Source organism: Ensifer adhaerens (assembly GCF_020035535.1).
Classification (GTDB): domain Bacteria; phylum Pseudomonadota; class Alphaproteobacteria; order Rhizobiales; family Rhizobiaceae; genus Ensifer.
Map to the genome: position 1 here is coordinate 236,831 of NZ_CP083350.1, position 17,253 is coordinate 254,083.

Genomic DNA, 17,253 nt, shown 5'->3' on the forward strand with positions numbered 1-17,253 from the left:
GCGTCAGGTGACGTCCACTGCTCGAGCCAACTCGGTCAACCGCTCCTCACAGACCGCCTCAACGAGTCGAAGGAGAAGCTCCGTCCGCTCGATAAGCCATCCGAGCGCCTCCTCGGAGATGTCGAACTGCTTCGAGTAGCGTGCCTTAACATAGGCTTCATTGAGAACGTTGTACCAGGCCACAAAGCGATGCTGGTCGCGCGGCCAGACATCGACAAGGCGCTGGTCACGATCCTCGGCAAGACCCCGGAGGAATTTGAGGTTATGCGAAGGTGGGCTGTAGTTGGTTAGGGTGAGGAGAAGACACGAGTAGGCCGTCTCGATGGACTGGTGGAGTTCGAATGACGAATGCTTGAGCTGGCCTTTCCTCACCAGATACTGCGCGGTATCCAGAAAGCTCAACGTCGCCGAAAGTTTGCTGTCGAAATGCTCCTTCGCTACCCTGAGTGCATCGGCAGGCGAGAGCCGTCTCGGCTCGGCCAACGGCCGGTCATCCAACTCGTAGAGCACGACGCCCTCGCGCAGAATGTCGAGGAAGAAATATTGTCCGTCCGCAAGGAAGTTATTCACCTCGCGGGCGCCATGGACGATCAATCCAACCGGTGTCGAGACACTCTTGTCCCACATCAGCCGGTCGGTCGTCTTGTCCCAGTACTCCGGATCCGCGAGCTTCTTCGAATTGACGATGACGAGGATATCGTAATCCGAGCGGTAACCCTTCATCGTGTGCGGCTCGTCGACATAAGTGCCGCGGGCGTAGGAACCAAACATTATGATTTTCAGGATCCGCCCGCGCTTCTTGAAGTCGGACGAACTTCCCTCGAGCGCATCGGCAAATTCCTCGTGAATGATCTCCACGACGCGGGCAAGCTCGCGCTGCTTCTTCTCGGGCAGATGGTCGAGGCTGGTTTTCATATGCAACCGATAGGATAAAGACAACTCCTCGTCTACTACAGGAATTATGAGTAAGACTCGCCTGGGATCGGCGGCGCGGATCTCGTTGCCACCCTCCTGTGTGCACCGCCCTTTATCCACCTAGATCGAAGACGCTGTCGCCCAGCGCGGACAGCGCTCCCCGGCTGATCAAGCGGGTACAAAGCTCGCCGCAAACAGCCGGTTGAGATCATCGACGACCCTTGGCGCCGCATCCCTGTACGTGAGGCCATCATTGATGCGATCGGAGGCCGCCTGCTGGAAGGCCATGTAGCCATCGTGCCTTGGCCGAACCCAGGCTTTCTCCAGCGTCTTGCGCGTGGAGCGATAGAAGTCCGAGGTCGCGGCATTGACGACGTCGTCATCCCAGGCGGCCGCATGGCCAGGCTGCCCGCGGGCGGCATAGGCGCCGCGTTGAACCTCGCCACTCGCGACGAAATAGGCGAAATCTATCGCGGCATCGCGTGATTCCGAGAAGGCCGAAACCGCGATGCCCGTACCACCCAAGGCCGAGCCGGACGGACCAATGGTTCCGGCAACAGGAATATCGCCGAACTTTACGAGAGACGGTCGAAAGCCCGGCATCGCGTAGCTAACATAGCCGTAGATCAGCGGCGCGCAGACAACCTTCGAAGCCGGGTCGCTCATCGCCTCGAGCACGGCGATCGGATCCATCGAGAAGCAGCCGGGATCAATCAGTTCCGTCAGTTGGCGCAGGCGTTCGAAGCCGTCGATGCCCGCTTCAGCATCGATCAGCGGGCCAGTACCATCGCTGCGGCAGGGGTGGCCAAGATTTGCGGCAAGCGTGTAGAAACACATCAGGGAATGCGGCGGGCGCATCGGCAACGCCACTCGTCCCTGTCGCGCGAGCGCCAACATATCGGTCCAGCTGTCCATACGGTCCGTCCGGTCCGGGCGCCACGCCTGAACCTGGGTTGCCGCGTCGATCGGAAAGGCCCATTGCCGACCGTGCCAAGTATAGCTCGGGTAGGAACGTCCGACGCTTCCATCCAAGAGCGCGTTCCGTTCGGCCTCCCGGCCGGCGATATCGAGCGGTGCCAGGCACTCTTCCTTGGTGATCTGGCCGACATGGGGATGGTCGATGACGATCAGGTCATAGGCCCGCGCCAGATCTTCGACGGGATAGGTCTCGAAATCCTGCAGCGAGCGCTTGTCCCATTCCACCGTTGTGCCGGTGCGTTGCTGCCAAAGTCGGGAACAGGCGATCATCGGGTCGTAGCCGCGCGGGTGGCTCCAGGTCATACCCTTCAATGTGTTGCTCACAGGCCGAACTCCTCTCGGATCGAGGTGCTATGCTCGCCGATCCGCGGAGCGGCACGATCCACCTGGGCACGCTTGCCGTTGACCCTAAGCGGCGACCGCGTGGTCAGAATTGAAACATCGTCCTCGCGCACCACCGTCTGCAGCATGTCGAGCACGCGAAAACCTTCGCTTTCGAGCAGTTCGTTCCAGTTCAAAACTCGGGCGCACCAGATGTCTGCTGGCTCAAGGACACCAAGCCAATGGTCGATGGTATTTTCGGCGATCCGCTTGGCGATCAGCGCCTTGATCCTGTCCCGCTCGGAGAACCAGGTCGCCGGGTCGTCGCGATAGGCGTCAAGCTCGGGCATTTCCAGGAGATCCGCGAGCTTGGGGATCGGCGTCATGGCGATGGCGAGATAGCCGTCCTTGGCCGGATAGACCCCGTAAGGCGCCGACAGATAGGCATGGGCGCTGCGGAAGCCGGACCGGGCCGGAAGCCGGCGACCGTCGTTCAAGTGCGTGGTCAGCACCTCGAACTGGAAGTCTACCAGCGCCTCGAGCAGGCTGGTTTCGATCAGGCTCCCCTTGCCACTGATGCCGCGGCGAACCAGAGCGGCGAGAATGCCTTGCGCCGCCGCAGCACCGGCGAGCATGTCGCCGATCGCCAGACCGAAGGGAACCGGCCCCTGCCCTTCGTCGCCATTCAGCCACATCACGCCGGAGCGGGATTGCGCAAGCAGATCCTGCCCCGGACGCTTCACCCAGGGGCCCTCCTCCCCGTAACCGCTGATCGAGGCATAGACGATCTTCGGATTGATCGCCTTGACCGCCTCATAGTCGAGCCCGAGGCGCTGAATGACGCCGGGCCGGAAGTTCTGGATGAGGACGTCGGCCTTGGCGAGCAGCGTCTTCAAGGCCGCAAGGTCGGCCTCGTTCTTGAGGTCGATCGCGAGACTCTCCTTGGCGCGATTGATCGCATGGAAGATCGTCGAGTCGCCGCCGATCTCGGTGTCGCTCAGATAGAGCCGGCGCGACAGGTCGCCACCGTCGGGGCGCTCGATCTTGATGACGCGTGCACCGAGATCCATGAGGCGCAGGGAGCAATAGGGGCCGGAAAGAAACTGGCTCATGTCGACCACGACAAGGCCCGAGAGCGGCAGTTCGTTTGTTTCGGTCATCGGTATCTTATTTCTCGGTCTTGCCAACAAAATCGGCGGGGTTCTTGTACTTCACGGTTTGCAAGTGCTCGCAGTAGAGCACCAGCTCCCCCTCGCCCTTGAAGACCTGGTAGCTGGCTCGGATGAGCCCGAGCTCCTTGTAGCGCGGGCTTTTGTCCATGTTGGTTCGGATCGTGTAGATCGTGTCGCTGATGAAGACCGGCTTGATGAAGCGCAGCTTGTCGTAGCCGTAGGAAAAGGCGTTGACGCAATTGGTCGCAACGAGCCCGAGCCCCGCGGAGAATACGAAGGCGCCGGCAACGAGACGGCGGCCGAACATGCCGTCGCGCTCGGCAAACATCTGGTCCTGGACGTAGGGGTGGATGTCGACCACCAGCGTGTTGAACAGGTGACTGTCGCCCTCGGCGATCGTCCGGCGCAGAGACCGGATGCGTTGGCCGACGGGCCAATCCTCATAGAACCAGTTTTCCGCGTTCCAAACCGGCAAGGCGGCATGGTCTTGCGGCATATCCGTGGGATGCGTCGAGGAAACACCGACGGTGGGTGTGAATTCATGCATGAGCAGACCCTTGCGCAGCGATAGCTAAGTCAGTCCCTGGTTTTGGTTGCCGGAGCAGAAACGCTCCGCGAGCAAAACCAGATATCTTCTTATATAAATAGCTTACTCACATATGGGTCAACATTGCAAGAGACTCGGGTCTTCGGCGAAAGAAAGACACATTTGCAAAGAGCAAGGGCTGCGCGTCCGGCCCTCACCTACGCGGACATGGCGCGGCTACCGTGGAAATGTCCCGAGGAAGATCAGCCGAGCGATCGCTGGTTCAGCCACACACACGGCAGCGCCGAAGGCGGCCTGCCGCGCCTTCAGTCCGCCTTGGCATTCGTCACTGTCGATCGAGCTACTGTGCGGTGTTCGATCGGAGAGCGATGTCGACAAGGATCTTCGACAAGTTGGCCGGCTGGGACAGGAACGGCGAATGACTGCTTTCCAATGTGTGGGTGATCGTTTTGCCGCCAATGGAACCGTCGACCGTCGCAATCATATGATCCTGACCGGATAGGGGAACTGCGCAATCCCGGGTGCAGCGGATGTAGTGGCGCGGCACCGAGCCAAATCTTCCGGGCGTAATCTCCGATGGAGCCAGCGCGCCGGCGTTGGATTCGTCGCAATGAAGCTGCGAAGCGGCCTGCGCAAAGTCGGCCTCCGGCACGTCGGCGTAGAACGATGCCTTCAGCAAAGCCCGGTAGGCCTCGTCGGTCGATCCGGCGTGTATCCGCGTTGCGCCGATGGCGATGGGGTCGCCGATGAACAGTTTGGGCGCTAGCGCCGAAGACATGGTTTCGTGCTGAAGCATGGTGAGCAACGGCATGCCCTTCGGCACCATGAAGCCAGCAAGATAGACGACTGCGAGAAGCAGTTCCGGAACCCGCTCGGCAACCGCGGAAACCGTCATGCCACCGGCGGAATGCCCGACCAATATCACCTTGCCGCTGCCAAGCGGCGCGGCTTGTTTCACCAAGGCGATCACCGCTTCGGTCCGCTCTTCCTGGGTTGCCTCGGCAACCGGCGAGCGCTCACTGGCGAAAGCAACCGGGTCGAACGGACGATGATCGCGTGACGTTGGCGCAAGCGCGTGCACGCCCGCTCCTGGGAGGTCGATCGTCAAGGCGGTGAAGCCCTGTGCTTCCAGGAATGGAGTGACCTTGCTCCAGGACGAATGGTTGTGCCAACCGCCGTGGATCAGGGCGAAAACTGCCTTGGATGCGGTCATTGCTGCGCCTTCCTTGATCTGATGTCGTTGCTTCAAGTGACTGCCTGGGTGACCGGCGGGCTTGCCGCCACCTGCGCCACGTGCCCGAGAGGTTCGAACCAAGTCGATCTCAGACTTCCCTGTTGTCAAACAGGTACATTTGCACGCCCGAAGCATCAGGTGCGAAGAGCCTTCGATCAGCAGCGGCCGCTTGTCCCTCCGGGCTCGCAAATGCTCTTTTGAGCGCAGCGAGGTCGTCGAAATGCAACGTCCCGATCCGATAGACATCGGGGACGCCTGCCGGCGTTGCAATGGGACCTTGACTGACTTCGTATTTGCGGAGCCCCGGGAGCTTCTTGGCGAGAGGCACGTGAATGTCGAAGTAGTGCCGATCAAACGCCTCGATATCCGCAGGCGTCGGATAGATCACAATCATATGAGCCATTGTGGTTCTCCTTTGTCTGTTGTGTCCCGCAGGCAAGGAGGCTTTCTTTGTCGAGCCACGCTCACCAGCGCAATCATCGGGAAAGGACTTTCATGCACGGGTCGGCGCTTCCCGTTTCCGTGGCGTTTGCTGCCGCAAATTGCTCCGGATGGCAGGCTCGTCGGCCATGGCATGGCTCCTTCGGTTTCGGATATGCCAAGGACGATCCGGAGCGCGGAAACGGATCGCGGCGAAGAAGACTTTTCTGACCGGCATCGCGATGGAGGAATTCCCCCGACCGACGCCGGCCACGGGATTGTGCTTCCGGCTGCATGGGACCACATGGATGCGCAGAAGAGCATAAGGTTTGCGCCGCACGGGGCAGCCGACCTGCCGGGCCCAAAGATCAGGATCGACTGCTGCCATGCCATCCACGACGTCAACGAATGCTACGCTTCAGACCGCGATCAAGGTCAACATTGTCGTGATTGGCGCCGGGCAGGCCGGGCTGTCATCGGCCTATCACCTGATGAAACTCGGCCTTCAGCCGGGCCGGAACTTTATCGTCCTCGACAAGAACGACAAACCCGGCGGCGCCTGGCAGCACCGCTGGCCGTCACTGACGCTGAGCACGGTCAACCGCCTCCACGACCTGCCGGGCATGGAATTTGCCGAAGTTGTTCCGGTTGGCGAAACAGAGGCGCGGGCTTCGACGGCGGTTCCCAACTACTACGCCGCCTATGAAGAGAAATTCCGACTGCCGATCTATCGCCCGGTCGCAGTCAAAGTGGTCTGCGAACGCTTCGGCCGGCTTCGGGTGGAAACCGACCGCGAGACTTTCTCTGCCCAGGGGCTTGTCAACGCCACAGGCACTTGGGAAACCCCTTCCATTCCCATCTATCCCGGCGCCGATCGTTTCGAAGGACAGCAGCTTCACTCCCGCGACTATCAAACGGCGGCTGCGTTTGCGGGCAAACATGTGATTGTCGTCGGCGGTGGCATCTCGGCACTTCAGCATCTCGACGAAATCTCGCAAGTGACGACGACAACCTGGGTCACGCGCCAAGAGCCACGGTTTCACGACGGGCCGTTCACCCCGGAAGACGGCCGCGCCGCCGTCGCTGCCGTTGAAGAAAGGGTAAGGAGTGGCCTGGTGCCGGGGTCGGTGGTGTCCGTCACCGGAATTCCGTGGACCCCGGCGTTGCGGGCCGCAGCGGCCCGTGGGGCGCTGAACCGCCGGCCGATGTTCAACGAGATCCTCCCTCACGCCGTACGCTGGCCGGATGGAACGGAACAGAAAGCCGACGTCATTCTCTGGGCTACGGGCTTTCGCAGTTCGCTCGATCATCTCGCGCCGCTGCAACTGCGCGGGAACGATGGCGGCATCGTCATGGGCGGACGCCTCGCGACGCGGGTTGAAAAGGACCCGCGCATCCACCTGGTCGGCTACGGCCCCTCGGCTTCGACGATCGGGGCAAACAGGGCGGGCGGCGCAGCAGCAAGGGAACTGGCCACCCATCTCGGCCTGATCTGATGTGAGCGAAAGCGCCACCGGTCGAGTGGCCGTTCTTGTGTGAAGCGACGCGGCATCGAAACGATTGCGCGAGCAAGCCGAACCATCTCGTCACGCTCCCATGTGAAATGCGCTGAGGAGGATCCCATCGTTTGGTTCGAGCGCTCACGAAACGACTATGCTAATCAAGTGGCGAACGATTCTGAGTTTTTAGTGTGATGAGCCCCAAGACCCGCGGCTATTTGTTTGCCTTCCTCGCCATCTGCATCTTCGCGGGGCAGGACGCGATAACCAAGTATCTGGGTGATCGTTACCCGGCGCTCTTCATCACGATGATCCGCTTCTGGGCCTTCGCTCTCTTCGTGTTTGCCTTTGCCGCGTCGTCTCCCGGGGGCCTTCGCGGATCGATTCAAACGCGGCATCCCTGGCTGCAGGTCATTCGTGGCCTTCTGCTGGTCGCAGAGATCGTCGTCATCGTCTTTTCCTACGTTCACGCCGGGCTCGCCATGAGCCAGTCGATCTTCCAGGCAACGCCACTGATCATCACCATCCTGTCGATCCCTCTGCTTGGAGAGGTGGTTGGATGGCGGCGCGGCACGGCGGTACTGGTTGGCCTCGCCGGCGTCCTGGTGATCATCAATCCGGTGAATGTTCACTTCGACATGTCGCTACTCTTGCCGCTTGTCGCCTCCGTGCTCTTCGCGCTCTACAGTATCGCCACGCGTGCCGTCAGTCGCGAAGATTCCGCGGTAACGAGCCTCTTTTACGCGGGCGTCGTCGGGGCGCTGGCGATTTCGCTGATCGGCCCGTTCTACTGGACCGAAGTCGTCCCATCCGATTGGTTAGCCTTGGTGGCCCTTTGCGTCTGCGGCACGCTCAGCCACTATTTCCTCATCCGGGCCTATGGCCTGCTGCCTGCTGCCGAAGTCCAGCCGGTCACCTATTTTCAGCTGGTTCTCAACGTGATGTTCGCCGTCCTGCTGTTTGGCGAAACGATCACGCACAACATGATCGTCGGCGCCCTCATCGTTGTCGGTGCAGGCCTTTTCACGATCTGGCGCGAACACCAACTGACCAAACGCTCATAAGCCGATCCTGATCGGATTACCGGCGCACTTTGCGATCAAAGTCGGGCTGCTGGGTTTCCGGGTTCGCGCCCCCACCAGCCCCAAGCGCCCACGATGGAACAATTGCCCCACTTTCGTGTTGTCGCAACAGTCCGAGCGGGCAGGTTCCCTGTGGATGGAGTGTGCGATGAAATGGCTTCTCCCAGTCCTATGTATCGCAGCAGGGCCTGCATACGCGCAAAGCCCCGACCTTGAGTCGACCTGCATGGCGGTCGCCAGGAATTTCTTCATGGTCAATACCCTCAATGTCGGGGTGGTGCAGTCCTTTCCCGAGATCGAGCCGCCTGGAGCACGCTTCAAGTATGCCGAGAGAGCCGACACGAAGAAGGCAGACATGACAGACACCTTCGAATGCGAGTTCGACAAGACGAGCGCGCCGAAAAAGATCCTGCGCTTCTGCGTTTCGCGCATTTGCTACTCGGCCGACGAAGACGATCCCGTGCGCAAGAGACGATTTCAGGAAATGCAGGTTCTCCTGCAACGAGCAAAAACTGCAAACTGAGCCCGCCAACGGCGTCACTTTCATCGACATGGCGAGCTAGTGTCGCATCAAGCCCCGACCGGCGGCGACAGCGGCGGCGCTATTGCGCCTCGAGCTCGAACACGACACGCAGCCGATTTTCCGCAACCAGAAACAACAGCAGATCGCGAAGCTTCGGCTGAGAAACCTCCTGGGCCGCAGTTTCAAGCGGAGCCCATTTCAGTTTGCGACTTTGCCTCTCGGGGAAGTCCGCCAGAATTTCCTGAACTTCGAGCAGATGAACGTTGAGGTGATAGCTGAGATCGGCACCGTCCTTGGTATAAAGGAACGAGCCAATTGCCTCGCTCGACACTTGACCTCCTACGCCAGCTTCTTCCATTGCCTCACGCACGGCCGCAGCGCAGGACGTTTCGCCCCCCTCTATGCGGCCCTTCGGGATCCCCCAACGGCCGTTGCGGCGGCTCGTGACGAGCAACACTTCCGGATGACCATCTGCTGCGACCCGAAAACAGATCGCGCCGGCCTGTTGGACACATGTGATTGAACGAGCAGCATTTTGCGGCAGCGCGTCGCATACCAGCGAGATTTGCTCGGACATTTCTCTCTCGGTCCCGATGGATTGCAGCCAGAATCTTGACCGCATTTATGACAGATATGTGACGCTCCGTCTCGCAATGAGCGATTGAAAAATGAGAGGGGAAACGCCCTCATTGCACGTCTTGCTGCCTTGTCCTTTCAGCGAGCAACCGCCCCGGCCGCATCAACCGTCTCGGCGACCCTTAGCGGCATCGTAAGTGTCGCACGGAAATGAACCGGTGAAAAAGCGCCCGCAACCAAGGAGCCGTCTTCGGGAATGCGAGCCTTGATAAAGACTTCCAAGCGCCATCTTGTCTACTATGCTCGTTCAAGCGGCAGTCGCACTCCAAGTTCTTTGCAGCATTGAACGAAAGATCAAGTCTATTCGACTATAATAAAACACTGAGCTGGCTTCGACATGCTCGCAGTATCGCGCACTTGCCGGCGCTTCGCCGGAAGCCGCGCATCCCGGCGTGCATGAAGAGAAGGTCACGACAATAATGGGCACCAGGGACTGGATTGCCGGGCTGTCCGTCGCAGGACTGATGCTACCCGAAGCTGTCGCCTATGCGGGTATTGCGGGCCTGCCACCGCAGCATGCGGTCATCGCCGCCATTGCCGGCTGCCTGACCTATTCCGTCTTCGGTAGAAGCCGTTTCGCGATCGTGTCGCCGACGTCATCGTCGGCCGCCATTCTGGCAGCAACGATCGCCGCACTGCCCGGCTCGACGGCCGACAAGATGACACTCGTGACCTTGATCGTGGCATTGACCGGCCTTCTCTTCGTGGCGGCGTCGCTGTTGCGGCTCGGTAATCTGGCCGGCTTCATCTCCCGCCCCGTTCTTCGCGGCTTCGCCTTCGGCCTCGCGATCACCATCATCATCAAACAACTGCCCGCCGTTACGGGAGTAAGCGTGCCGGCCACGGATATTTTCCATCAGGTCGCGGACCTCGCCGCGGCCTATGCGCAGTGGAATGCCGTGAGCATCACGGTCGGTCTTTTGGCCCTCGCCGCCCTGCTGCTTTTGCGCCGTCTTCCGATGCTTCCCGGAGCCTTCGTGGTGCTCTGCGGCGGTATATTCGCTTCAAAGTTACTGGACCTCTCCAGCCTTGGCGTGGCAGTGGTCGGCCCGCTGTCCATCACATTGGCCTGGCCATCGTTGTCGCTGGTGGAATGGAGCCAACTCAGGCAACTGGTGCCCTACACGCTTCCGCTCGTGCTCATTCTGTTTGCCGAGTCCTGGGGCACCATCCGCTCGCTGTCTCTGCGCCATGGAGAGACCGTCACGGCCAATCGCGAACTGCTGGCGCTCGGCGCCACGAATGTGGCCAGCGCCGTCGTTCAAGGCATGCCCGTTGGCGCAGGCTTTTCGGCGGGATCCGCCGCCGAGGGAGCCGGCGCTGAAAGTCGGATGACGGCACCAATCGCTGCCGTCGGTCTTACCGTCCTCGTCATCGTTGGCGCAGGCCTTGTGGAGAGCCTTCCCGAACCCGTCTTGGCGGCGGTGGTGATCGCCGCGCTGGCCCATGCCCTTGATCCGCGCCCTTTCTTGCGGCTGTGGAAGCTGAAACATGACGTCGTCATTGCGCTCGCCGCGGCAGTGGGGGTCATCGCCTTCGGTGTCGTAAATGGCATCACGATCGCAGTCGCACTCTCGCTGGCCGTTCTGCTGCACAGGCTGGCCACTCCATATGTCGCAACTCTTGGCCGCCTTGGTCAGGGGCACGACTTCGTCGACCTCGCCCGCCATGCCGATGCCCAACCCATTCCGGGGATTTCCATATGGCGGCCGGCACAACCGCTTTTCTTTGCCAATGCCGATGCCATTCTCACAGAGACCGCGGCAAGGATCGGCAAGGACCAGACGGTCCGCGCCATCATCGTCAGCCTGGAAGAAAGCTTCGACCTCGACAGCACCGCGCTCGATGCGTTGCTCGAATTCGACACATTGGTCCGGGCGCAGGGCAAATGCCTGCAATATGCACGTGTACATGACCACGTGCGGGATCTGATCGGACTGGCAGCGCCCGCGCTTCTCGCCTATCTCAGTTACAGTGTCGATGACGCCGTAGTGGCCGTTTCTCAACCAGGGGCCACCACACCCGGAGCCGTTCAATGACAACTGTCTATGAGCCGCAATTGCAGCCGGTGGAGATTGCCGAGCTTCGCCCGACCCAGCTCACCGTCGGCCTCCTCGAAGTCGCCGACAAACGGCAGGAGTGGCGCAGGAACGCCAAGAAACACGGTTCGGAATTTCTGGGGCATCATATGGTGCCGGTCGTTCTGGGGCCGAAAGAGCGCGCTTATCTCGTCGACCACCACCACCTCGTGCGCGCGCTTTACGATGAAGGCGTCGCACATGTGCTAACCAGCATCGTGTACGACCTCAGCCATCTCGGCAAGGATGAGTTCTGGTCGGTCATGGACCATCGTCACTGGATGTATCCTTTCGATGCACAGGGCCTGCGGCGCTCGCACCACGACTTGCCGAAGACCATCGCCGGCCTCGTCGACGATCCCTATCGCTCCCTGGCGGGCGCGCTTCGCCGGGCGGGCGGCTATGCCAAGGACACCACCCCCTATAGCGAGTTCATGTGGGCGAACTTCCTCCGCACGCGTATCGACGCGAAGCTCATCGCCAGCGACATCGGCAAGGCGCTGCATGACGCGCTCGGCCTTGCACATGGCAAATCCGCCAGCTTTTTGCCGGGCTGGTGTGGAGTCTCCGACTGACGGCGAATTTCACCGAGCCGCCCACGGCGATCGCTCGGCCAATCGGCGGCAGCCGGAACCGCCCGGAATTTTCCCGGAATTTTCGTTGTAGTATTCCGTTAGTACCTGCTGGCGCACCGGCCCTGATAAACTCTTTCCATTGGCTTTGGGAGGAACACATGCCAGCTTCGAAAATTCTGATGATCACCGGCGACTTCACCGAGGACTATGAAACCATGGTCCCGTTTCAGACGCTGCTTGCCTGCGGCTACACCGTGCATGCCGCCTGCCCCGGCAAGAAGGCCGGCGAGACGGTCGCGACCGCCATCCATGATTTCGAAGGCGACCAGACCTATTCGGAAAAGCGCGGCCACAATTTCGCGCTCAACGCCACCTTCTCCAATATTCGCGCCGAGGACTACGACGCGCTCGTCATCCCCGGCGGCCGTGCGCCCGAGTATCTCCGCCTCAACCCCGACGTCATCAAGGCTGTGCAGCACTTTTTCGAAGCCGGTAAGCCGGTGGCCGCCATCTGCCACGGTGCCCAGCTGCTCGCTGCGGCCGGCGTGCTGAAGGGACGCACATGCTCGGCCTATCCCGCCTGCCGCCCGGAAGTCGAACTCGCCGGCGGCATCTATGCAGATATCGCGATCGACGATGCGGTCTCGGACGGCAACCTCGTCACCGCACCTGCGTGGCCGGCACATCCGTCGTGGTTGCGGCAGTTCATGGCTGTGCTCGGCGCCTCCGCGCTGCTACAAACAGACGCCGCCTGAGGAAGCGGACAAGGGAGGGTCGCGATGTGCGAGTTATTCATAAAGGCGGACGCGAGGCTCTGGGAAAGCACGACCCGTTCGCTACGCATCGATGGCATGGTGACAAGCGTTCGCCTGGAGAACTTCTTCTGGTCGAAGCTCGAGGAGATCGCACAGCGCGATCGCATGAACGTCACGCAGTTGATAACCAAGCTGCATCATGAATCCATCGATGCCGGCCATGATCTCGGGAACTTCACTTCGTTCCTCAGGGTCTGCTGCGCGCGCTATCTCGACCTTCAACTGACCGGAGACATTCCGACAGATGTCAACCAACCGATCGCGGGGCTGAACGCTCCGGCGATCCTGGTTCGCGAGCAGGAAAAATACCACTGACCCTGCTGCGTACGGACGCTGCAGTCGGCAAACCTGCGCGTCCAGCTTCCTAGAAACGACTGACGGCGTTGCGGTTCGTGAGCGTTCCCGTCCGTAGCGGGGATCGCCACCGACAGCGCATCGACGACGCGCGTCTGAAGTCGAACCACACCGTCCCCCAAGTCGTGGCTTTCCAGCGGAACCCAATACTGGGGAATTACCCGATCCGATTCAACCAATCCTGGTAGCGGGCAGAAAGAGGGCCCTCTGGCTTGGCAGGCGCCTACGGCTCTTCAGATGCTACTCGGCGGCGCTATAGCCTTCGGGTGAGAGGCCATTCCGAACGGAATTGATGCATTCTGCCTCTCCAGCATGGCCGCATCGGCAGCCTTCCTACCCCCTCGACCATTTCCGATTCGGCAACTTCCAAAAGAATCCGTGCCTAAAGCGGGACATTTTCGGCAATATTTTCAATTCGCGCCTGAAATATTCTTGACACAATTCCGTTTCGGAAATTTACTGGCGTCATCAAGGCCGAAATGGAAACGGTAATGACCCAACGCTACCTCGTCGATGATCTGGACCGCGAGATTATCCGCTATCTTACCGAAGACGGGCGCCTTTCGGCGGCCGAAATCGCTGGCCGGATCGGCAGTGTCTCGGAGCGAACGATCCGCAACCGCATCGCCGGATTGTTGCAGGCCAAGATGATCGTCATCGGCGCCATTCCTGATCCGGTCGCTCTCGGACGCGACGTTCAGGTCGAGCTTCTGATCGAGGTCGAGCCCGGCAAACACGAAGACGTGGCCATCCTGCTCGCCGAATATGACGAGATTGGATACCTCGCCGCCACGAGCGGTACGGCGAATTTGAGCGCGTCGCTCTTCGTTTCCGACCATGCGGCATTGCTCGAATTCATCGATCAGGAACTGGGCAAATTGCCTGGCGTCAAGCGCGTTACGAGCTCGGTCGTGCTGCGCCTCTACAAGGTATTCGGCACGAGGACGACCGCAATCAGCCGCGGTACGGACCTCGGCAGCAAGAAGAAGGGATAATCCATGCTTCGTATCGGAGTGGATGTCGGCGGGACCAATACGGACGCGGCGCTGCTGCGTGGCGCCGAGGTTCTGGCCACGGTCAAATCCTCGACTACCGCAGACGTGACATCGGGCGTCAGCGCTGCGATCCGCACAGTGCTCGCGGAAGCCGGCGTTTCCGCTGGCTCGGTCAATGCAGTCATGATCGGCACCACGCATTTTCTCAATGCCATCGTCGAAGGCCAGCATCTTGAAAAGGTTGGCGTTCTCAGGCTTTGCGGCGCGGCGACGCGCTCGCTGCCGCCGATGATCGACTGGCCGGACAGGCTTCGCCCCGTCGTCAACGGCGGCGCGGCCCTGGTCGGCGGCGGCGTCAATTACGATGGCTCGGAGATTGCGCCGCTCGACGATACGGCAATCCGCGCGGCCTGCCGCGACTGGCGCGCCCACGGCATCTCCGCCATCGCGATCTGCTCGGTCTTCGCTCTTGTCGACCCGAAGATGGAAAACGACGCGGCGGAAATCGTCGCCGAGGAGATGCCGGGCGCGGCAATCAGCCTGTCGCACCGTGTCGGCCGCACTGGCCTCCTGCCGCGCGAAAATGCCACCATCCTCAATGCGAGCCTGCATACGCTCGGGCGTGAGACGGTTGGCGCCTTCCGCTCGGCCTTTGCCGCCCTCGGCCTCACCTGCCCGCTCTTCCTCACGCAGAACGACGGCACGCTGATGGCCGCCGAGTTTGCGGAACGTTATCCGGTCTTCACCATCGCCTCGGGCCCAACCAATTCCATGCGCGGCGCGGCCTTCCTCACCGGCCTTTCCGACGCGGCGGTGATCGACATCGGCGGCACCACCACCGATATCGGCATGCTGGTTGCCGGCTTCCCGCGCACCCGCAGCGAAGGCGCGATGATCGGCGGCGTGCCGACCAATTTCCGTGTGCCGGATGTCTATTCCTTCGGCCTTGGCGGCGGCAGCATCGTACGCCCGGGCCCGTCGCCGACAGTCGGCCCGGATTCCGTCGGCTTCCGCCTGCCGGAAAAGGCGCTCTGCTTCGGCGGCGACACGCTGACGGCGACCGATATCGCCGTCGCGGCCGGCCTCGTCGACCTCGGCGACCGCAGCCGTCTCAGCCACATCACGCCGGAGCTGGCGCAGCAGATGCTGGCCCAGATGAAGGCCAGCATCGAAACGGTGCTGGACCGCATGAAGCCAAGCGCCGAGCCTATCCCCGCCATTCTCGTCGGCGGCGGTTCGGTATTGGTAGAAGGGCTGCTCGAAGGCACCTCGGTTTCGATGAAGCCCGATCATTTCGGTTCGGCCAACGCCATCGGCGCGGCGATCGCGCAGGTATCCGGCGAGGTGGACAGCGTGGTTTCGCTCGAAGGCACCACGCGGGAAATCGCGCTGGAATCCATCGTCGCCGAGGCACGGGCGCGCGCCGTCGAGGCGGGCGCGGACGCGGAGACGACCACCCTTGCCGAAATCGAAGAAACGCCGCTGGCTTACCTGCCCGGCAATGCCGTTCGCGTCGCCGCGAAAGTGATTGGGGAGTTGCGGGCATGAAGTACTGGACACTCAGCGAAGCGGATATCGATCGGATCGCCATCGGCTGCGGCATTCTGGGAACCGGCGGCGGCGGCAGCACCTATCACGGCCTGCTGCGCGCCAAGGCGCTTTTGCGTGAAGGCAAGCGCATTCGCATGGTGCGCCCGGCCGACATGGCGCCGGATGCCCAGATCCTCGGTATCGGCGGCATCGGCGCCCCGACCGTGGGCATCGAAAAGATCCCGGAAGGCAGCGAGGGCGTGCGGCTTCTGCACGCGCTCGAAAGGCATCTCGGCCGCAAGGTCGATGCGCTGCTCGGTGACGAGGTTGGCGGCGGCAACGGCATTGCGCCGATGCTGACGGCGGCCATGGTCGATCTGCCTGTCGTCGACGCTGACGGCATGGGCCGCGCCTTCCCGGAAGTGCAGATGACGACCTTCTTCATCCACGGCCAGGCCGTACAGCCCGCGGCTCTCGCCGATGCAGACGGCAACGTGATCGTCGTCACCGACGCGACGACGCCGAAGATGCTGGAGAAACTGCTGCGCGCCAGCACCATTGCGATGGGATGCACGGCGCTGATGACGACGGCGCCGATGTCCGGTGAATTCGTCCGCCGTTTCGGCGTGCCCCACACCACCAGCCAGGCCTGGAGCCTGGGCGATGCGGTGATGAACGCGCGGGCGGCGAAGGAAGACCCCGTCGACGCCATTTTGAAGCAGTCCGGCGGCGTGCGATTGATGCGCGGCAAGGTCACCGATATCAGCCGCCGTGTCATGGCGGGCTTCACCCGCGGCAAGCTTACCGTTGCAGGGCTCGATGCGGATGCCGGCCGCACGCTCACCGTCGACATCCAGAACGAATATCTGATCGCACGCGAAGGCGGAGAGATCATCACCATGGTGCCGGACCTGATCTGCATCGTGGATTCGGAGACCGGTCGCGCCATCGGCACGGAAGAGCTGCGCTACGGCCTGCGCATCGACATCCTGTCCATGCCGGCTCCGGTGCTGCTGCGCAGCGAGATCGCGCTCGCCTCCGTCGGCCCGCGCGCATTCGGTTACGATTTCGACTTCGTTCCAATGGGCGTCTCTGCCGATGCGCCTGCCGTACCCCATTACAAAGAAGACGCCTAACCGTCCGCCCCTCCAGAACTCGATTGGGAGCCTGACATGAACCGCCGCAATTTCTTGAAAACCGCCGCCCTCACCGCTCTTGCCACAGCCGCAGCGTCGCGCTGGAATTTCGCCATGGCCGAGGGCGCCAGCAGCATCTTCACACTCGCCTATCCGACGAGTTTTCCGGACCTCGATCCGGCCACCTCGTTTTCCAACGACGGTGCGGTACTCGCCAATGTCTATGAAGGACTGACGCGCTACATCCCCGCGACCGACACAGCCGAAGCCAGGATAGAGCCGCTGCTGGCCACGTCCTGGGACGTGAGCGCAGACGGCAAGACCTGGACCTTCACCTTGCGCGACGGCGTAAAATTCCATGACGGCAGCCCGCTGACCTCGCAGGCGGTGAAGGACTCGATCGAACGGACCAAGTTTGTCAACGAACTGAGCCGGTAGGGCAC

At 61.5% G+C, this 17,253-nt stretch carries 18 protein-coding genes; 11 read left to right on the plus strand and 7 right to left on the minus strand.

What is annotated here, in order from left to right:
* Window positions 1–3: 3 nt before the first annotated feature.
* The 6 genes from LAC81_RS21505 to LAC81_RS21530 all read right to left on the minus strand — a co-directional run bounded on the left by LAC81_RS21505 (window position 4) and on the right by LAC81_RS21530 (window position 5,570).
* Window positions 4–915, minus strand: coding sequence for a nucleotidyltransferase and HEPN domain-containing protein (locus tag LAC81_RS21505; protein ID WP_223729232.1), 912 nt, complete (start codon window positions 913–915; stop codon window positions 4–6).
* A 168-nt stretch (window positions 916–1,083) separates the two neighbouring features.
* Entirely contained in the window at window positions 1,084–2,217 is a 1,134-nt protein-coding gene (locus tag LAC81_RS21510) for an extracellular solute-binding protein (RefSeq protein WP_223729233.1), read from the minus strand.
* Window positions 2,214–3,374: a CaiB/BaiF CoA transferase family protein gene (locus tag LAC81_RS21515; protein ID WP_223729234.1), complete on the minus strand. Its 1,161-nt coding sequence runs from the start codon at window positions 3,372–3,374 to the stop codon at window positions 2,214–2,216. The genes LAC81_RS21510 and LAC81_RS21515 overlap by 4 nt, the downstream gene beginning before the upstream one ends.
* Window positions 3,375–3,381: 7 nt before the next feature.
* On the minus strand, window positions 3,382–3,933 hold the full coding sequence (locus LAC81_RS21520; protein WP_223729235.1) for a MaoC family dehydratase: 552 nt from the start codon (window positions 3,931–3,933) through the stop codon (window positions 3,382–3,384).
* 340 nt (window positions 3,934–4,273) lie between these two features.
* Entirely contained in the window at window positions 4,274–5,146 is an 873-nt protein-coding gene (locus LAC81_RS21525; protein WP_223729236.1) for an alpha/beta fold hydrolase, read from the minus strand.
* Between the two features lie 109 nt (window positions 5,147–5,255).
* Window positions 5,256–5,570 carry an EthD family reductase gene (locus LAC81_RS21530; protein WP_223729237.1) on the minus strand — a complete coding sequence of 105 codons (315 nt, stop codon included), beginning with the start codon at window positions 5,568–5,570 and terminating at the stop codon, window positions 5,256–5,258.
* A gap of 403 nt (window positions 5,571–5,973) precedes the next feature.
* Here LAC81_RS21530 and LAC81_RS21535 point away from each other — a divergent pair, with 403 nt between their 5' ends.
* From LAC81_RS21535 to LAC81_RS21545, 3 genes are all read left to right on the plus strand, one after another.
* Window positions 5,974–7,083: an NAD(P)-binding domain-containing protein gene (locus LAC81_RS21535; protein ID WP_223729238.1), complete on the plus strand. Its 1,110-nt coding sequence runs from the start codon at window positions 5,974–5,976 to the stop codon at window positions 7,081–7,083.
* A gap of 197 nt (window positions 7,084–7,280) precedes the next feature.
* Window positions 7,281–8,150, plus strand: a complete 870-nt coding sequence (locus LAC81_RS21540) for a DMT family transporter (protein ID WP_223729239.1) — start codon at window positions 7,281–7,283, stop codon at window positions 8,148–8,150.
* 268 nt (window positions 8,151–8,418) lie between these two features.
* Window positions 8,419–8,691 (plus strand): hypothetical protein, encoded by a 273-nt coding sequence (locus LAC81_RS21545; RefSeq protein ID WP_328717755.1) that lies wholly within the window; start codon window positions 8,419–8,421, stop codon window positions 8,689–8,691.
* A gap of 79 nt (window positions 8,692–8,770) precedes the next feature.
* Here LAC81_RS21545 and LAC81_RS21550 read toward each other — a convergent pair whose 3' ends face one another.
* On the minus strand, window positions 8,771–9,268 hold the full coding sequence (locus tag LAC81_RS21550) for an NUDIX hydrolase (protein ID WP_223729240.1): 498 nt from the start codon (window positions 9,266–9,268) through the stop codon (window positions 8,771–8,773).
* 523 nt (window positions 9,269–9,791) lie between these two features.
* Between LAC81_RS21550 and LAC81_RS21555 the strand changes: the two genes are divergently transcribed.
* The 8 genes from LAC81_RS21555 to LAC81_RS38445 all read left to right on the plus strand — a co-directional run bounded on the left by LAC81_RS21555 (window position 9,792) and on the right by LAC81_RS38445 (window position 17,248).
* Entirely contained in the window at window positions 9,792–11,366 is a 1,575-nt protein-coding gene (locus LAC81_RS21555; protein ID WP_419195898.1) for a SulP family inorganic anion transporter, read from the plus strand.
* A complete protein-coding gene (locus LAC81_RS21560) occupies window positions 11,363–11,980 on the plus strand; it encodes a ParB-like protein (protein WP_223729242.1) in 618 nt (205 codons plus the stop codon). The genes LAC81_RS21555 and LAC81_RS21560 overlap by 4 nt, the downstream gene beginning before the upstream one ends.
* 158 nt (window positions 11,981–12,138) lie before the next feature.
* On the plus strand, window positions 12,139–12,735 hold the full coding sequence (locus LAC81_RS21565) for a DJ-1/PfpI family protein (RefSeq protein ID WP_223729243.1): 597 nt from the start codon (window positions 12,139–12,141) through the stop codon (window positions 12,733–12,735).
* Window positions 12,736–12,759: 24 nt separating this feature from the next.
* Window positions 12,760–13,110, plus strand: a complete 351-nt coding sequence (locus LAC81_RS21570; RefSeq protein WP_113537448.1) for a ribbon-helix-helix domain-containing protein — start codon at window positions 12,760–12,762, stop codon at window positions 13,108–13,110.
* Window positions 13,111–13,640: 530 nt separating this feature from the next.
* Entirely contained in the window at window positions 13,641–14,144 is a 504-nt protein-coding gene (locus LAC81_RS21575) for an Lrp/AsnC family transcriptional regulator (protein ID WP_223729244.1), read from the plus strand.
* A 3-nt stretch (window positions 14,145–14,147) separates the two neighbouring features.
* The gene (locus tag LAC81_RS21580; RefSeq protein ID WP_223729245.1) at window positions 14,148–15,692 is read left to right on the plus strand and encodes a hydantoinase/oxoprolinase N-terminal domain-containing protein; all 1,545 of its coding nucleotides are present in this window, start codon (window positions 14,148–14,150) and stop codon (window positions 15,690–15,692) included.
* Window positions 15,689–16,810 carry a DUF917 domain-containing protein gene (locus tag LAC81_RS21585; RefSeq protein WP_223729246.1) on the plus strand — a complete coding sequence of 374 codons (1,122 nt, stop codon included), beginning with the start codon at window positions 15,689–15,691 and terminating at the stop codon, window positions 16,808–16,810. The genes LAC81_RS21580 and LAC81_RS21585 overlap by 4 nt, the downstream gene beginning before the upstream one ends.
* Window positions 16,811–16,846: 36 nt before the next feature.
* On the plus strand, window positions 16,847–17,248 hold the full coding sequence (locus LAC81_RS38445; protein ID WP_273700235.1) for an ABC transporter substrate-binding protein: 402 nt from the start codon (window positions 16,847–16,849) through the stop codon (window positions 17,246–17,248).
* The last annotated feature ends 5 nt before the right edge of the window (window positions 17,249–17,253 follow it).

What these genes read in the sequence shown, in the direction of transcription:
- LAC81_RS21505 (WP_223729232.1), bottom strand. Translation starts at nt 915, where the DNA reads ATGAAAACCAGCCTCGACCATCTGCCCGAGAAGAAGCAGCGCGAGCTT.
- LAC81_RS21515 (WP_223729234.1), bottom strand. Translation starts at nt 3,374, where the DNA reads ATGACCGAAACAAACGAACTGCCGCTCTCGGGCCTTGTCGTGGTCGAC.
- LAC81_RS21520 (WP_223729235.1), bottom strand. Translation starts at nt 3,933, where the DNA reads ATGCATGAATTCACACCCACCGTCGGTGTTTCCTCGACGCATCCCACG.
- LAC81_RS21525 (WP_223729236.1), bottom strand. Translation starts at nt 5,146, where the DNA reads ATGACCGCATCCAAGGCAGTTTTCGCCCTGATCCACGGCGGTTGGCAC.
- LAC81_RS21530 (WP_223729237.1), bottom strand. Translation starts at nt 5,570, where the DNA reads ATGGCTCATATGATTGTGATCTATCCGACGCCTGCGGATATCGAGGCG.
- LAC81_RS21535 (WP_223729238.1), top strand. Translation starts at nt 5,974, where the DNA reads ATGCCATCCACGACGTCAACGAATGCTACGCTTCAGACCGCGATCAAG.
- LAC81_RS21540 (WP_223729239.1), top strand. Translation starts at nt 7,281, where the DNA reads ATGAGCCCCAAGACCCGCGGCTATTTGTTTGCCTTCCTCGCCATCTGC.
- LAC81_RS21545 (WP_328717755.1), top strand. Translation starts at nt 8,419, where the DNA reads ATGGTCAATACCCTCAATGTCGGGGTGGTGCAGTCCTTTCCCGAGATC.
- LAC81_RS21550 (WP_223729240.1), bottom strand. Translation starts at nt 9,268, where the DNA reads ATGTCCGAGCAAATCTCGCTGGTATGCGACGCGCTGCCGCAAAATGCT.
- LAC81_RS21555 (WP_419195898.1), top strand. Translation starts at nt 9,792, where the DNA reads ATGCTACCCGAAGCTGTCGCCTATGCGGGTATTGCGGGCCTGCCACCG.
- LAC81_RS21560 (WP_223729242.1), top strand. Translation starts at nt 11,363, where the DNA reads ATGACAACTGTCTATGAGCCGCAATTGCAGCCGGTGGAGATTGCCGAG.
- LAC81_RS21565 (WP_223729243.1), top strand. Translation starts at nt 12,139, where the DNA reads ATGCCAGCTTCGAAAATTCTGATGATCACCGGCGACTTCACCGAGGAC.
- LAC81_RS21570 (WP_113537448.1), top strand. Translation starts at nt 12,760, where the DNA reads ATGTGCGAGTTATTCATAAAGGCGGACGCGAGGCTCTGGGAAAGCACG.
- LAC81_RS21575 (WP_223729244.1), top strand. Translation starts at nt 13,641, where the DNA reads ATGACCCAACGCTACCTCGTCGATGATCTGGACCGCGAGATTATCCGC.
- LAC81_RS21580 (WP_223729245.1), top strand. Translation starts at nt 14,148, where the DNA reads ATGCTTCGTATCGGAGTGGATGTCGGCGGGACCAATACGGACGCGGCG.
- LAC81_RS21585 (WP_223729246.1), top strand. Translation starts at nt 15,689, where the DNA reads ATGAAGTACTGGACACTCAGCGAAGCGGATATCGATCGGATCGCCATC.
- LAC81_RS38445 (WP_273700235.1), top strand. Translation starts at nt 16,847, where the DNA reads ATGAACCGCCGCAATTTCTTGAAAACCGCCGCCCTCACCGCTCTTGCC.